The organism is Rathayibacter sp. VKM Ac-2760 (genome assembly GCF_009834185.1).
Lineage (GTDB): Bacteria > Actinomycetota > Actinomycetes > Actinomycetales > Microbacteriaceae > Rathayibacter.
Genome location: NZ_CP047173.1, coordinates 1,961,121 through 1,975,398, shown reverse-complemented (window position 1 = coordinate 1,975,398; position 14,278 = coordinate 1,961,121). Strand labels below are relative to the sequence as shown.

The following is a 14,278-nucleotide window of genomic DNA, read 5'->3' as shown; positions in this document are numbered from 1 at the left end:
GTGCACACGTTCACGACCATGGGCACCGTCGCCAGCCTGCGCGCCGCCGACGATGCGCCAGTGGACGACGTCGAGGACGTCTTCGCCGACGCCGACGCCCGCTTCAGCCTGTACCGGCCGGAGTCGGAGGCGTCCCGGATCGCCCGCGGTGAGCTCGCGCTGACCGCCGCGTCCGAGCAGATGCGGACCGCCTACGCCGAAGCACTCCACTGGCGCACTGCGACCGCCGGCGCCTTCACCCCGCACCGTCCCGACGGCGTCATCGACCTCGCCGGAACCGTCAAGGCGACCGCCATGGCGCACGCGGCCCGGCTGCTCGGCGACGGCGCATGGCTCCTCGACGTCGGGGGCGACGTCCTCACCTCGCCCGCCGGCAGCTGGACGATCGGGATCGTGGATCCCGGCGACCGGCGGGCGCTGCTCTGCGTCGTCCCCCTCGGCGACGGACGCCGCGCGATCGCCACCTCCGGGACCGCCGAACGCGGCGAGCACGTCTGGCGCCGACCTGCCGAGCCCGGCGACGTCCCCTTCGTGCAGGTGTCCGTGATCGCCGAGGACATCGTCACCGCCGACGTCCTCGCGACCGCGATCCTCGCCGGCGGCGCTCCGACGCTCGACACCGTCACCGACCGCTTCGACGTCGACGTCCTCACCGTCGACGCCGCCGGCGCGCTTCTCGTGACCGACCGGCTCCGCCGCCTGATCGCGCCGGCGAGCGAGCACTCGCACCGACTCCCCGCCCGGTCGGCACGTCGCATCTCGGCCCGAAGTGGGGAGTCGGCTCCGAGGACGGGTGGGCGATCGTTCGAGGGCTCACACGAACCCCTCTGCCGGAACGGCGCACCGGACTCAGCGGGTTAGCGTCACGAGGACACCACCCCTCGAGCGAAGGCGCCCCCGATGAACGACTGGCAGATCAACGGCCTCCCCCTCCACCCGCTCCTCGTGCACGCCGTCGTGGTCCTGCTCCCCCTCGCCGCACTGATGCTCATCCTCGGCAGCCTCTGGCCCGCCGCCCGCCGCAGGTTCGGGATCCTCACCCCGATCATCGCCCTGGCCGCGCTGATCGCCGTCCCGCTCACCACGCAGGCCGGCGAAGCCCTCGAACGCCGGACGGAGCCGTCCGCGATCCTCGAGCAGCACACCGAGCTCGGCGACCACCTGCTCCCCTGGGCCGCCGGCCTGTTCCTCGTCGCCCTGGTGCAGTGGCTCTGGTTCCGCCGCACCCGACGAACCGAGGACCGACCCGCCACCCGCCGCCCCCTCGTCGGGATCGTGCTCGCCGTCGCAGCGATCGCGATCTCCGTCGGAGCGACCATCGACGTCGTCCGCATCGGCGACTCCGGCGCGCAAGCCGTCTGGTCCGACTCCACCTCGAGCACCGCCCCGGCGCCGGCGAGCAGCGGCGACAGCGACGACTGAGTCCTCGACGGAACCGGGCCCGTGAGAACCTCACCGATCACGGGGACCGCTCAACGCGACAATGGCCGAAGCCGACTCGAAGCTGTCGCGCTGAACGATCCCCTTACGCGACACCTGGTTGACGACGCCCCGACTGTTCGCAAGCGCCCGTTCCGGCAGTGGACGCGGAGCGTCGTGGGAGGGCGATCATCGGATGTCAGTTTCGGCTTGGCGCTCGTCCGCGCGGCCTGCTGAATCACCCGGTCAGGTCGGAGCGGTCAGGTGGGAGCGGTCCAGCCGATCTCGGGGCGCTGCGGCGGATCGACCATCACGAGGCGCCCGCCCTCCCTCAGCTCCACCGCCGTGTCGAGGCCGAGCCGAGAGAGGAACTCCTCGTCATGGCTGACGACCAGGATTCCGCCCCGGAACACGACCAGCGCCTCGACGAGCTGATCGACGCTGGTCACGTCGAGGTCGTTTGTCGGCTCATCGAGCACGAGGAGCCTGGGCGGTGGATCGGCGAGGAGTAGCCGGGCGAGGTGAAGCCGGAAGCGCTCGCCTCCGGAGAGGGCACCGACACGGCGATGAACGGCGTCCCCGCGGATGAGGAAACGCGCGAGCCGGGAGCGGATCGTGCCCGGCGGGACGGAAGGGGCGACCTCCCGCACCGCGTCGAGGAAGGAGAGCGCAGGGTCGATCCCGCCCCTGCGCTGGGGCAGGTACCCGATGCGGTCCGTCCGCGCGATCGCTCGGAGCGGTGCCGGCAGCTGACATCCCCGGACGAGCGCCTCGAGCGGTCTTGTCTTGCCGATGCCGTTGCGCCCGAGGAGAGCGGCGCGCTCGGGCCCCTGCAGCAGCAGGGTCGTCTCTCCGTCGCCGATCTCGGCCAGCCGACGCGAGGCCGGCACGTCCGGGTCGGGCAGATCGATGCGGATGCGCTCGTCCTCGCGCAGTCGCCCCTCGTGATTCGCGACCGAGCGCCGGGCGGCATCGATCTTCTCCGCCGTTTCCGTCCGCAGCTTCCCGGCGGAGACCTGCGCCTCGGATCGTCGCGCGTTCATGATGACCTTGGGCTTGCGCTTGTTCTCGTAGTCGGTGCGCGCGTACCGGGCTCGCCGGGCGAGCGTCGTCTCGGCGGTGATCCGCTGGCGCTCCTCCGTGCGCAGGGTCTGCTCGGCGCTGCTCAGCGCTCGCGCGATCGCCTCCTGCTCACTGTCGATCCGTCGGCGGAACGCCGAGTAGCCGCCGTCGAACACTCGCAGCCGCGCATCGCGTAGCTCGACCGTCGCGTCCATGGCCTCGAGGAGGCGGGTGTCGTGCGAGACGATGATGAGCGCACCCCGCCAGTGGAGGATCAGCTCGCTCAGTCGAGCACGAGACTCGCGGTCGAGGTTGTTGGTGGGCTCGTCGAGGAGGACGATCCCCGCACCCCCGATCCGAAGGCCCGCCAGCGCCGCGAGCACGGTCTCGCCGCCCGAGAGGCCCCCGATCGGCCGGTCCAGGTCGAGCCTTCCAAGTCCGATCTCGTCGAGGACCGCAGACGTTCTCGCCTCGATGTCCCAGTCGTCACCGACCGCGTCGAAGTGCCGTTCGGAGGTATCGCCCGACTCGATCGCCCGCAGCGCATCGATCGTCCGGCGCACCCCGAGCAGCTCCGCGAGGGTCGTCTCCGTGAGGCGGGCGAGGTGCTGGGGCAGCACGCCGACCGCCGCAGAGCGGCTGATCGAGCCCGAGGTCGTCGCGAGCTCGCCTGCGAGGAGCCGCAGCAGCATGGTTTTGCCGGCGCCGTTCGCGCCGATCAGACCCGTCCGGCCTGAGCCGAGTGCAGCCGAGGCGTGATCGAGCACCACCGACCCGTCGGGCCAGGCGAAGGACACGTCCGCAAGCAGAAGGGACGCAGAAGTGGTGTGGGAGGGCATAGGACTCCTCGGTCGTCAGCGGATGCGTTGACCGGGAGCCCGCGGACGGGATCGAGGAGGTCAGCGCGCGAGCGCGGGAACCGGAGCGGTCTTCACCGTCGTCGACCTTCCTCGAGGAGCAGGGGTGGATCCACAATCGCACGGCTTCGCCGTCCCGCCAAGAGCTCTCGAACGACGAAGTTCCTGAGAAGACCGCGAGCGATCACTTGCCTGATAGGAAAACGACATGTAGTTTTCCCTTATGGAAAACGATCGAGCGTCCGACGCGTCCTCCGCCCTCGACAGCCTCCGGTCCGACCGGGAGGCCCTCGTCGCCCGAATCTCCGCACCGCGCCGGCACCTCGCCGGGTTCGGCGTCCTCGCACTGCTCTGGGTGGCGCAGGCCGCCGCGCTCTCACCGGGCGCTGACTACGAGCCGCCCACCACTTCGTGGCTCGTGGTCGCTGCGGCCGTCGTGCTCGTGGTGCTCCTGCGACGCGCCACGGGTATCCGGCTCCGGCGGGTCGGTGTCGAAGCGATGCTGCTCGTCGGCGCGGCCCTCGCTTCCTGCCTCCTCCTGTTCTCGGTCTCGCTCGGGCTCGTCGCACAGGGACTCGGCTGGGCCGTGGCGATCACCGCGATCGCCGCGTTCCTCCTCGTCACCTGGCTGTCGACGCTCGGATTCCGCGCGGCGGTCCGGCAGATCGCCCGCCGTGGCTGACGCCGCCTTCGACGAGCTGATCCACGCTCCCGCCCGCCTGCGCATCTGCGGGATCCTGCGCCGCGTCGATCAGATCGACTTCACCGTGCTCCGCGACACCCTCGGCATCGCGGACGCGAGCCTCTCCAAGCACCTCCGCGCCCTGGCCGACAACGGCTACGTGTCCTCCCGCAAAGCATCGTCGGCCGGACGGACGGACCGCCGTCAGCTGACCTGGCTGACGCTCACCCCGAGCGGACAGCGCGCATTCGACGGGCACGTGGCAGCCCTCGCCGAGATCGCCGGCGAAGCGGCCCCTCGCCCGTAGCTGCTTCACCGGGGCGAGCTGGTCGACTGCCGGCCGCTCACTCGGTAGCGCGACCGCCGAAGACGGGCCCAATGGGCCCTCCTCTTCGGAACGGCGGCGATTCCCCGCGACACACTCGGGTGCCGAAGGAAAGGTGAGGGCTGGACGGAGCCCCGGACGGAGGGCGTCTGCCGCACTGACGCTCGGCGGCATCCGGGTCGGACTCGGCCGAACCTTGCAGCGCAGCGAGCGGCGGGCTGGCGGAGGCCTCCACCGACGACATCAGACAGGAGTCACCTGCGGTGCTTCAGGAGAACACGGCTGGGGCTGAGCCGATGAGGGTCCGGGTACGAATGGCGACCGGCGCCGACTCCCCCTTCATCGACACGGTCGAGTCGACGGCGTTCGGACTGCAGGCGGACCGTGTGGTTTCGCTGGCACACGGGTTGCGGCTCACAAGCACGGCGGTCGTCGAACTGGTCGCTGAAGACGCGGAGCACCTCGTCGGTCACGTGATGCTCTCGCGGGGATGGCTGGACGCGCCAGCAGAGCTCGTCGAGGTCCTCGTGCTGAGCCCGCTCGCGGTCGTTCCCTCGCAGCAGCACCGAGGGATCGGCCGCCGCCTGATCGAGCAGGCGACCCTCTCCTCCCTCGCCCAGCTCGGCAACATCGTCGTGGTCCTGGTCGGAGTCGTCCTCCTCGTCGTCTTCCTCCTCACCGAGCGCCGAGCCCACCATCGATCCGGCACGAGGCGGCACGAGACCGCGCGGACCTCCTGACGACGGCTCGACCAGCAGGACGAATTCCTCGAGAGCATCACGTCTCCTCGCGCTGCGTCGTCCAGGCGATGAGGCGGCGGAGGATCTCGCGGTGCTCGGGCGACGCGAAGGAGCGGGCGTCGTGGCCGAGAGCGTCGTACGCGGTGCGGCCGTGGGCGGCCGTCGCCTCGCGCAGCCAGATCAGGGGGTGCTCGACGCCGTCGTGCTCGTGGGCCGCGACGACCTCGTCGTCGGCGGCGGTGCGGAGGGACGTGTAGCGCTCGTCCTGGAGGACGAAGTCGCTGATCCCGGCGGTGAGCGGGTGCCCGCGGAGGCGGACACGGGCCTCGCCGTGCTCGGGATGGAAGGACGTCCCCCGCTCCCACCGTCCGCCGAGGGCCTGCTCCCACTCCGGCGCGTCGACGAAGCTCGTCGAGGAGGCGTGCAGCGCGAGCACGGGGGCACCTGAGGCGAGCAGGCGACGGAAGCCGGTCCGCGCCGCGGCGGCGGGCGACGGGGAGCCGTCCCGGGGCAGCCCGACGTTCACCACGACGAGGTCCGGACCGTCATCGAAACGCGTCAGCGCGTCGTCGACGTCCGGCGCGACGGTGACCGCGAAGCCCGACTCGCGCAGGATCCCGGCGATGCACTCGGTCGTCTCGGCGAAGGGATGCCAAGGATCCGCGTAGCGGCCGGCACCGGAGAGGACGAGGGCGGAGAGGGTTCGCGACACGCTCGGGAGCCTAGACGGGGGTGCGGGACGGCGTGCGTCTGTGTTTGCATGTGTGCGTTCGTCCGATGCCGCACCCAGGAGGTCGCCCATGGTCGCCGCCGCACGCCGAGACGCCGTCCTCCGCGAGCTGGAGCTCCGGGGATCGGTCTCCAGCGCCGCACTCGCCCTCCGGTTCCGGACGTCGCAGATGACGGTGCGGCGCGACCTCGGAGCGCTCGAGGCCGACGGGCTGCTCGTGCGGGTGCACGGCGGAGCAGTGTCGCCGGCGGTCGCGGCGCAGCAGCAGAGCCGGGCCGATCCGACGGCCGTCCGCCCGGCGGAGCGACCGGTCGCGACGATCGGGATGATCGTGCCGACGAGCACCTACTACTTCCCCGAGGTGATCCGGGGCGCCAGCCAGGCGGCGCGGGAGCTCAACTGCCGCCTCGTCGTCGGGGCGACCAGCTACTCCGAGGCGGAGGAGCTGCGCCAGGCACGGCGGCTCATCGATCGCGGCGTCGACGCTCTCCTGATCACTCCGCGGGACGCGCTGCGCGAAGGATCGGAGCTCCTCGATCTCCTCGAGCGCGCGGGCCTCCCGGTCGTGATCATCGAGCGCTCGATCGAGGAGTCGATCGCCGCGCGGCTGGAGTGCGTCCGCTCCGATCACAGCTACGGCATCGAGATCGCGGTCCGGCACCTCCTCGAGCAGGGGCACCACCGCATCGCCCTCGCGGCGCGTCCCGTCGCGACCGCCGCGGGGCTGGCCGTCGGCTACGAGCGCGCGATGCGCTCCGCGAGCGGCGGCAGGAAGGACGACCGCCTCCGGCGCGAGCTCTCGCATCCGCCGGTCGGCCAGAGCGTCTCGATCCCCGAGCTCACCGCGTTCCTCGACGACTGCCTCGGCGCCGGCGTCACCGCGGCGATCGTGCTCGGCGACGCCGACTCGATGGCCTTCACCGACCTCGTCCTGGAGCGCGGACTGCGGGTGCCGCAGGACTTCGGCGTCATCGCCTACGACGACGAGATCTCCGCGCTGGCCGCGGTCCCCCTGACCGCGGTCGCTCCTCCGAAGCACGAGCTCGGCCACACCGCGCTGCGCCTCTGCGTCGACCGCCTGCGCCTCGGCGACCAGCGCGCGCGCACGGTGGTGCGGATGATCCTGCTGCCCGCTCTCGTCGTCCGGGAGTCGACGGTCCGCGAAGCCGCCTCTGTGCGTTGATGTGCGTTTGACGCTGCGCTCCTTGTCGCGTCGCGGCCGGGCATCGATGATCGATCCACACCGACCGCTGTCGTCCGAAGGAGCACACCATGCGCACCCGCCGCCTCCCCCTCGCCGCCGCCGCCCTGGCGACGACGATCGCCCTCGCCGGCTGCTCGTCCGGGGGCTCGACCGCTGCCGACACCCCGCAGGGGCCGCCCACCGGCGACGTCACCTTCTGGTCGTCCCTCAGCGGGATGGCCGACGTCGTCGAGGCCTTCAACGCGAGCCAGGACGACATCACGGTCGCGTTCGAGGAGATCCCGAACGGCGCGAACGGCGGCTACACGAAGCTCGCCGCCGCGATCACCTCCGGCACCGGCCCGGACGTCGTCGGCATCGAGTACGACCGCCTGCCGAGCTTCGTCGCGGCCGGCCAGGTCCTGCCCCTGGACGACGTGATCGGCGAGGACGTCCGCACCGCCTACGACGACCAGGTCGAGAACCTCGTGACGTTCGGCGACGACTCCTACGCCCTCCCCTATGACGCACCGCCGCTGACCATGTGGTACCGCCAGGACGTCCTGGACGCGGCCGGGGTCGGAGTCCCGACGACCTGGGCGGAGTTCGAGGACGCTGCCCGCGCGGTGAAGGCCTGGAACCCCGACGCCTACCTCGCGAGCTACTTCACCAACGAGCCCCCGCTCGCTCCGCTCGCCTGGCAGGCCGGCGCGGAGTGGTTCACCGCCGAGGACGACCACTGGAACGTGGCGATCGACGACGCGGCCTCCGAGAAGGTCGCCGACTTCTGGCAGCGCCTCATCGACGAGGACCTCGTGAAGAAGCAGCTCGGGTTCAGCGACGAGTGGACGGCCGACCTCGGCGACGGGACGGTGAACGGCTGGATCGGCGGCTCGTGGAGCGCCTCCGGCCTGAAGACCCGCACCGAGGGCGCCGGCCAGGCCGGGAAGTGGATCGCCGCCGCACCGCCCTCGTGGGGGGACGAGCCCAGCGGAGCCCTGAGCGGCGGAACGGGGTTCGCGATCGCCGAGGGCACCGACGACTCCGCCGCCGCCGCGGTGTTCCTCGAGTGGCTGACCACGACCACCGCCGCGGTCGAGGCGCGCGGCGCCGTGGGCACCGCCTATCTCGCCTATCCCGGGCTGAACGACGCCGCGGCGTCCGTCGCGCCGGTCGACTACTACGCGAACGACATCTACGCGGTGTTCGACGAGGCCTCGGCGGAGCTCGCTCCGTGGGCGTGGGGGCCGAGCTACGACCTCACCAGCACCGCGCTGAAGGACTCGGTGACCGCCGAGCCCTCGCTCTCGGAGGCGCTGCAGAGCACCCAGACGGCCACGGTCGACGGTCTCGAGCGCCTCGGCCTCGAGGTCTCCCAGTGACCTCCGCTCGGGCGAGCGCCTCCTCGAGGGAGTCCCGGTCGTGACTCTCCTGCGCCGGCCCTCGGCCCTCCGCCCGCGCCGGAGCGGCGTCTCGGGCACCGGAGGCCGGACGGCCTCGATCTTCCTCCTGCCCTTCTTCGCCCTCTTCGTCGTCACGATGATCGCCCCGGTCGTCTACGCGATCGGGATGAGCCTGTTCGCGCAGTCCCGCTCCGGCCTCGGCTTCGGTGGCTCGACCACCGAGTTCGTCGGGATCGGCAACTACGTCGCCGTCCTCTCCGACCAGGGCTTCCTCGAGGGCTTCGGCCGCCTCGCGCTGTACTGCGTGCTGTACGTCCCGGCGCTCCTCGTGGTCGCCCTCTCCCTCGCGCTGCTGCTCGACGCCGGTGTCACCCTCGCCCGACGCACGTTCCAGCTCCTGCTGTTCCTCCCGCACGCCGTCCCGGGGGTCATCGCGGCCCTGATCTGGGCTTACCTCTACACCCCGGGGGTGAGCCCGATCGTGAAGGCGCTCGCCTCCGGCGGGATCGGGATCGACTTCCTCTCCGTGCACCTCGTGCTGCCCTCGATGGTCAACATCGCGATCTGGGAGTGGGCGGGCTACAACGTGATCATCCTGTTCACGGCCCTGCAGTCGGTTCCCGGGGAGGTCCTCGAGGCCGCGAAGGTCGACGGGGCGGGCGGGATCCGCACCGCGCTCTCGATCAAGGCCCCCCTGATCGCCCCCGCGCTCGGCGTCGCCCTGCTCTTCACGGTGATCGGCTCTCTGCAGCTGTTCACCGAGCCGCGGATCCTCTCCTCGGCCACCACCGCGGTCACCAGCACCTGGGTGCCGAACATGTGGGCCTACGACGCCGCGTTCAACCGCAACAACCTGCCCGAGGCGGCCGCCGCCTCGATCGTCCTCGCCGCCCTCGCCGGCGTCCTCTCGTGGGCCGTGACCCGCTTCACCTCGAAGGAGCGCAGCCAGTGACCGCCGTCATCGACACCGTGCACGACCGCCCGGCCCCCGCCTCCCCGACTCCTCCCGCACCGCGCCGCCGCGGCCGTCGCGGGCCCTCCCGCGCCGCGTCGCTCACCGTCAACGGGCTGCTCGTCGTCGGAGCCGCCTACATGATCGTCCCGCTGCTCTGGCTGGTCTTCGCCGTCACCAAGGACGCCTCCGGCCTGTACTCCGGCGACGCTCTCTCGATCGGCGGCGAGTTCCTCGCCAACCTGACCCGGGTGCTCAGCCAGGACGGCGGGATCTTCGTCCGCTGGCTCGGCAACAGCATCCTCTACGCCGGCGTCGGCGCCGTGGTGGGCGGCTTCGTCGCCCTCATGGCCGGCTACGCGTTCGACAAGTTCCGCTTCCGCGGCTCCCGCCCGCTCTACGCGGCCGTCCTCGTCGGCGTCCTCATCCCCAACACCGCGACCGTGATCCCGCTCTACCTCCTCGCCGCGTCGATCGGCGCGACGGACACGATCTGGGCCGTGCTGATCCCCGCCTTCTGCAACCCCTTCAGCGTCTACCTCGCCCGGGTCTTCAGCGCCGGCTACCTCCCGGGCGAGGTCCTCGAGGCCGGTCGCGTCGACGGCGCCGGACCGGTCAGGAGCTTCCTGCAGATCGGCCTCCCGATGCTGCTGCCGGGCTTCGTCACCATCGCGCTCTTCCAGTTCGTCGGCATCTGGAACAACTTCATGCTGCCGCTGATCATGCTCCAGGACCGCAGCCTCTTCCCCTCCAGCGTCGGCATCGCCCTCTGGCAGAGCCAGGTGCAGCAGAACCCCGAGTTCTCGACTCTCGTGATCGCCGGCTCCTTCCTCTCGATCGTGCCCCTGGTCCTCGCGTTCGTCCTCCTGCAGCGCTTCTGGCGGGCGGGCCTCAGCGCCGGGAGCGTCAAGTGAGCGGCCGCAAGCGCGTCGCGTTCGCGATGTCGGACTCGGCCCTGGACCGGATCTTCCCGGCCGAGCGCTTCGCCGCCGTGGCCGCCGTCGCGGACGTCGCCGGACACGTCAGCGAGTTCGCGTCCGCGTCGTCGCGCCGGATCCTCGGCGACGTCGACGTCCTGATCACCGGCTGGGGCTCCCCCCGGCTCGACACCGACGTCCTCGACGCGATCCCGAACCTGGAGGCGGTCCTGCACTCGGCCGGGACCGTGAAGCCCTACCTCGCCGAGGAGGTCCTGCTCCGCGGGGTGCAGGTCAGCACCGCGGCCGCGGCGAACGCGGTCCCCGTCGCGGAGTACACCGTGGCGATGATCGTGCTCGCCGCCAAGCGGGTCCTGCCGCTGGCTCGCCGCTACCGGGAGCAGCGGCGCGAGATCGACGTCGAGCGCGACTTCCCCGGCCTCGGTGCCTTCGACAAGCGGGTCGGCATCATCGGCGCCTCCACCATCGGCCGGCTCGTCATCCGGCTGCTGCGCTCGTACCGCTTCGAGGTCGTCGTCTACGACCCCTACCTCGACGGCGACGGCGCCGCGGCGCTCGGCGTCGAGCTGGTCGACCTGGACGATCTGCTCGCCTCGAGCGACGTCGTCTCGGTCCATGCGCCGTCCCTCCCCTCCACCTGGAACCTCGTCAACGCCCGCGGCATCGACCGGATGCGCACCGACGCGACCCTGATCAACACCGCGCGCGGCGAGATCGTCGACCAGGCCGCGCTCACCCGCCGCGTCCTCGCCGGGGAGCTCTACGCGATCCTCGACGTCACCTCGCCCTGGATCCTCGACCCCGCCCACCCGCTCTACACCTCGGAGCGAGCCCTGCTCACGCCGCACATCGCCGGGTCCTACGGCACCGAGCTCGGCCGCCTCGCCGAGTCGGTGCTGGAGGAGCTCGTCCGCCTCACCGACGGCCGCGCGCTCGCGCACCGCCTCTCCCCCGCCCGGTTCGCCGTCACCGCCTGAACCGGCGATCCTCCGCGGGCCTCCCGGCCCGTCCTCCAGCGACCCTTCCGACCTCAGGAGTCACCGCCATGACCGACCACTTCCTCTCCCGTCGCACCGTCCTCGGCGCCGTCGGCGGGGCTGTCGCCCTGACCGCCCTCGCCGGCCCCGCCGACGCCGACACCGCCCGAGACTCCAGCCGGGCGCCGCGGATCGTCCCGCTCGGCCCGGGCATCGAGCAGTACGCGCTGATGAGCAGCGTGCTCCTGGACGGCGTCGCCTACATCGGCTCCCGCAACCTCCCGACCACCGGGGTCATCGCCGTCGACGTCGCCGCCGGAGTCGTCACCGCCTCCACGACCGTCGGCAACGGCTACAGCATCCAGGCGCTCGCCCTCGATCCGGTCCGGGGGCTGCTCTACATCGGGATCCTGCAGAAGTCGGCCGGGACGCAGCCGAACCTCTTCCGCTGGGACCTCGCGACCCCCTCCGTCCCGGCGATCCCGATCGGCAGGATCGGCGACCGCGACGTGCGCGACCTGGCCGTCTCGCCCGACGGCGTCCTCTTCGCGGTGGGCGGTGGAGGGACGACGGCGCCCGCGCTCTGGCAGTACGACCCCGCGACCGCCGCCGTCACGAGCCTCGGCGTCCCCGATCCGGCGGTCACCCTCGCACGCGCCGTGGCCGCCACCGACGCCGCCGTCTACTTCGGCGCCGGCAGCACCCTCGGCGGCGGGTCGGGCACCAGCCGCGCTGCGCTCTACGCCTTCGACCGCGCGAGCGCGACCTTCGCGAACATCACCCCGGCCGAGATGACCGCCGATCCGAGCATCCGCGAGCTCGCCGTCGACGGCGACCGGCTCCTCGTCTCCACTGCCGGCGCCGCCCGGCCGAGCACCCTCGCCTCACTGTCGCTGGCGGACCCCACCTCGTACACGTCCGCGCTGTCGATCGGCAAGACCGCGAAGAGCTTCGCGCGGATCGACGACACCGTCTACACCGCCAACGAGACCGGCATCGTCGCCTGGGACACCGCGGCGAGCACCGTCGAGCAGCTCGACCTGGCCGGCCTGGACCTGGGCGAGATCTGGGGGCTCGACCCGCTCGACGGCGACCTCGTCGCCACCTCCGGCTACGCCTTCCTCGCCCGGATCGCGCTGCCCGGCACCGACCACCGGCTGATCGACCTCGGCGAGGCCGGCGCCCCCGTCGGACCGCAGACCTGCATGGGCATCGCGGTCGGCGCCGGCTTCGCCTACGTCGGCGGCAACGGCGGCATCGCCCGCCACGACCTCGCCACCGGTGCCGTCCTGAATCTGCGGGCTCCCGGGGAGGCGAAGGACGCGGAGGTCATCGACGGGGTCCTGCACACCGGGCAGTACAGCGGTCAGGGCATCTGGGCCTACGACCCCGCCTCCGCGGACCCGATCCGTCAGGTCGCCCGCTTCCCCGAGGCGCAGAACCGCCCCCTCGACACCGAGTACGACGAGTCCAGCGGGCTCCTGCTCGTCGCGGCGCAGGCCGACACCGAGGGCGGCGGCTCGATCTGGACCTACGACCCGGTGACCGGCGCCTCGACGATCGCCGTGAACCCCATCGACTCCGCGCAGCTGGTCCGTGCCGTCACCACCGTCGACGGAGTCGCCTACCTCGGCGGGGACAACGCGCAGAAGACCGGGCCCCGCGGGACCGTCGTCGCGTGGGACCCCGCGAGCCGCACCGAGCTCTGGCGCCTCGAGACCGGACAGGCGACCGGCATCGCCGCGCTCAGCCACCACGGCCGGTACCTGTTCGCGATCACCGTCAAGGGCATCGTCCTCGTCATCGACCGCACGAGCCGCAGCATCGTGCACACCTCGGACCAGAGCGCGCTCTGCCCCGGCTTCGCTGCGATGACCACCGTCCGCGGCCGCGTCTACGTCGTCAGCGACACCACCCTGTTCCGCATCGACCCGCGCAACTTCGCCGTCACGGTCGTCGTCCCGGCGATCAACGGCGGCTGGTACAGCGGCCCGCACCTCGCCGCCGATGCCGACGGCGCGCTCTACACGCTCCGCGGCCGGGACCTCGTCCGCGTCGACGACTGCGTCCGCGGCCGATGACGGACCGCGAGGCCGCGCTCGTCGGCATCGACGTCGGCGGCACCAAGACCCATCTCGCCGTCGAGTCCGACGCCGGGCAGCGTGAGGACCTGGTCGTGCCCTCCGCCCAGTGGCGCTCGGGACCGGTGTTCTCCGACCCCGAGAACCTCCTCCGGCTCGCCGATCTGGTCAGCGGGCTCGCCCCGGTGGGACCGCGGACGCAGGTCGTCGCGGGCCTGAACGGAGTCGACACTCCGGCCCAGGTGCGCCGGGCGCAGGAGGCTCTGGTCGGCCGGCTCGGCACCTCGCACGTCGAGGTCGTCAACGACGCCGAGCTGCTCGGGCCCGCGCTCGGCCGGCAGCCGTCGCTGCAGCTGATCGTCGGGACCGGCGCCGTCGTGCTCGGCCGCGACGGGGCCGGGCGGCCTCTGCGCGCGTTCGGCTTCGGCTGGATGCTCAACGACTTCGGCAGCGCGCCCGCCCTGGTCCGCGAGGCGGTCCGCGAGCTGCTGCTGCACGAGGACCTCGGGCGGGGCGGCGACGTGCTGGGTCCGCTGCTGCTCGGGAGCTACGGCGTCGCGGACCTGGAGCACCTGGCTCTCGCGGTCTCCGCGCGGGCCGGTCTCACCGAGTGGGGCCGGCTCGCCCCGCTCGTCTTCCAGGCCGCGGAGCAGGGATCCGTCGTCGCCCGAGCGGTGATCGACCATTCCGCGCGGCGGCTCGCCGAGGGCGTGGCCGCGCTCCGGCGCCGCGGCGCCGTCGGCTCCGTCGTGGTGGCCGCGGGCGGCGTCATCGTCCATCAGCCGCGCCTGCAGGAGGCCATCCGGTCCCGCCTCGACCCGGATCTCCGCCTGATCGTCCTCGACCGCCCGCCCGTCGAGGGCGCCCTCGCCCTCGCCCGCCTCCGCGCGGCGTCGCTCCAGCCCGCCTCCCACTGATCGGACCCCACC

The 14,278-nt window shown here is 72.3% G+C and carries 14 protein-coding genes; 12 read left to right on the top strand and 2 right to left on the bottom strand.

Annotated elements, in window-relative coordinates; translation table 11 throughout:
- Positions 1-861, top strand: coding sequence for an FAD:protein FMN transferase (locus GSU72_RS08950; RefSeq protein ID WP_244256054.1), 861 nt, complete (start codon positions 1-3; stop codon positions 859-861).
- Positions 862-900: 39 nt separating this feature from the next.
- Entirely contained in the window at positions 901-1,422 is a 522-nt protein-coding gene (locus tag GSU72_RS08945; protein ID WP_159984699.1) for a DUF2231 domain-containing protein, read from the top strand.
- Between the two features lie 257 nt (positions 1,423-1,679).
- Here the strand turns inward: GSU72_RS08945 and GSU72_RS08940 are convergent, their stop codons facing one another.
- Positions 1,680-3,278 carry an ATP-binding cassette domain-containing protein gene (locus GSU72_RS08940; RefSeq protein ID WP_348272836.1) on the bottom strand — a complete coding sequence of 533 codons (1,599 nt, stop codon included), beginning with the start codon at positions 3,276-3,278 and terminating at the stop codon, positions 1,680-1,682.
- Positions 3,279-3,561: 283 nt separating this feature from the next.
- Here GSU72_RS08940 and GSU72_RS08935 point away from each other — a divergent pair, with 283 nt between their 5' ends.
- From GSU72_RS08935 to GSU72_RS21295, 3 genes are all read left to right on the top strand, one after another.
- Positions 3,562-4,020, top strand: a complete 459-nt coding sequence (locus tag GSU72_RS08935; RefSeq protein ID WP_159984697.1) for a hypothetical protein — start codon at positions 3,562-3,564, stop codon at positions 4,018-4,020.
- Positions 4,013-4,327, top strand: coding sequence for a transcriptional regulator (locus GSU72_RS08930; RefSeq protein WP_159984696.1), 315 nt, complete (start codon positions 4,013-4,015; stop codon positions 4,325-4,327). The genes GSU72_RS08935 and GSU72_RS08930 overlap by 8 nt, the downstream gene beginning before the upstream one ends.
- A gap of 332 nt (positions 4,328-4,659) precedes the next feature.
- The gene (locus GSU72_RS21295; RefSeq protein ID WP_208545168.1) at positions 4,660-5,085 is read left to right on the top strand and encodes a GNAT family N-acetyltransferase; all 426 of its coding nucleotides are present in this window, start codon (positions 4,660-4,662) and stop codon (positions 5,083-5,085) included.
- A gap of 37 nt (positions 5,086-5,122) precedes the next feature.
- Here the strand turns inward: GSU72_RS21295 and GSU72_RS08920 are convergent, their stop codons facing one another.
- The gene (locus tag GSU72_RS08920; protein WP_244256053.1) at positions 5,123-5,797 is read right to left on the bottom strand and encodes a ThuA domain-containing protein; all 675 of its coding nucleotides are present in this window, start codon (positions 5,795-5,797) and stop codon (positions 5,123-5,125) included.
- 88 nt (positions 5,798-5,885) lie between these two features.
- Here GSU72_RS08920 and GSU72_RS08915 point away from each other — a divergent pair, with 88 nt between their 5' ends.
- From GSU72_RS08915 to GSU72_RS08885, 7 genes are all read left to right on the top strand, one after another.
- Entirely contained in the window at positions 5,886-6,998 is a 1,113-nt protein-coding gene (locus tag GSU72_RS08915; RefSeq protein WP_159984694.1) for a substrate-binding domain-containing protein, read from the top strand.
- Between the two features lie 89 nt (positions 6,999-7,087).
- The gene (locus tag GSU72_RS08910; RefSeq protein WP_159984693.1) at positions 7,088-8,380 is read left to right on the top strand and encodes a sugar ABC transporter substrate-binding protein; all 1,293 of its coding nucleotides are present in this window, start codon (positions 7,088-7,090) and stop codon (positions 8,378-8,380) included.
- A 40-nt stretch (positions 8,381-8,420) separates the two neighbouring features.
- The gene (locus GSU72_RS08905; protein ID WP_244256052.1) at positions 8,421-9,353 is read left to right on the top strand and encodes a sugar ABC transporter permease; all 933 of its coding nucleotides are present in this window, start codon (positions 8,421-8,423) and stop codon (positions 9,351-9,353) included.
- Entirely contained in the window at positions 9,350-10,267 is a 918-nt protein-coding gene (locus GSU72_RS08900; protein WP_244256051.1) for a carbohydrate ABC transporter permease, read from the top strand. Before GSU72_RS08905 ends, GSU72_RS08900 begins: the two co-directional genes overlap by 4 nt.
- Positions 10,264-11,268: a hydroxyacid dehydrogenase gene (locus tag GSU72_RS08895; RefSeq protein WP_244256050.1), complete on the top strand. Its 1,005-nt coding sequence runs from the start codon at positions 10,264-10,266 to the stop codon at positions 11,266-11,268. The genes GSU72_RS08900 and GSU72_RS08895 overlap by 4 nt, the downstream gene beginning before the upstream one ends.
- A 68-nt stretch (positions 11,269-11,336) precedes the next feature.
- Positions 11,337-13,349 carry a hypothetical protein gene (locus tag GSU72_RS08890; protein WP_159984692.1) on the top strand — a complete coding sequence of 671 codons (2,013 nt, stop codon included), beginning with the start codon at positions 11,337-11,339 and terminating at the stop codon, positions 13,347-13,349.
- Positions 13,346-14,266 carry a hypothetical protein gene (locus tag GSU72_RS08885; protein ID WP_159984691.1) on the top strand — a complete coding sequence of 307 codons (921 nt, stop codon included), beginning with the start codon at positions 13,346-13,348 and terminating at the stop codon, positions 14,264-14,266. Before GSU72_RS08890 ends, GSU72_RS08885 begins: the two co-directional genes overlap by 4 nt.
- Positions 14,267-14,278: the final 12 nt, after the last annotated feature.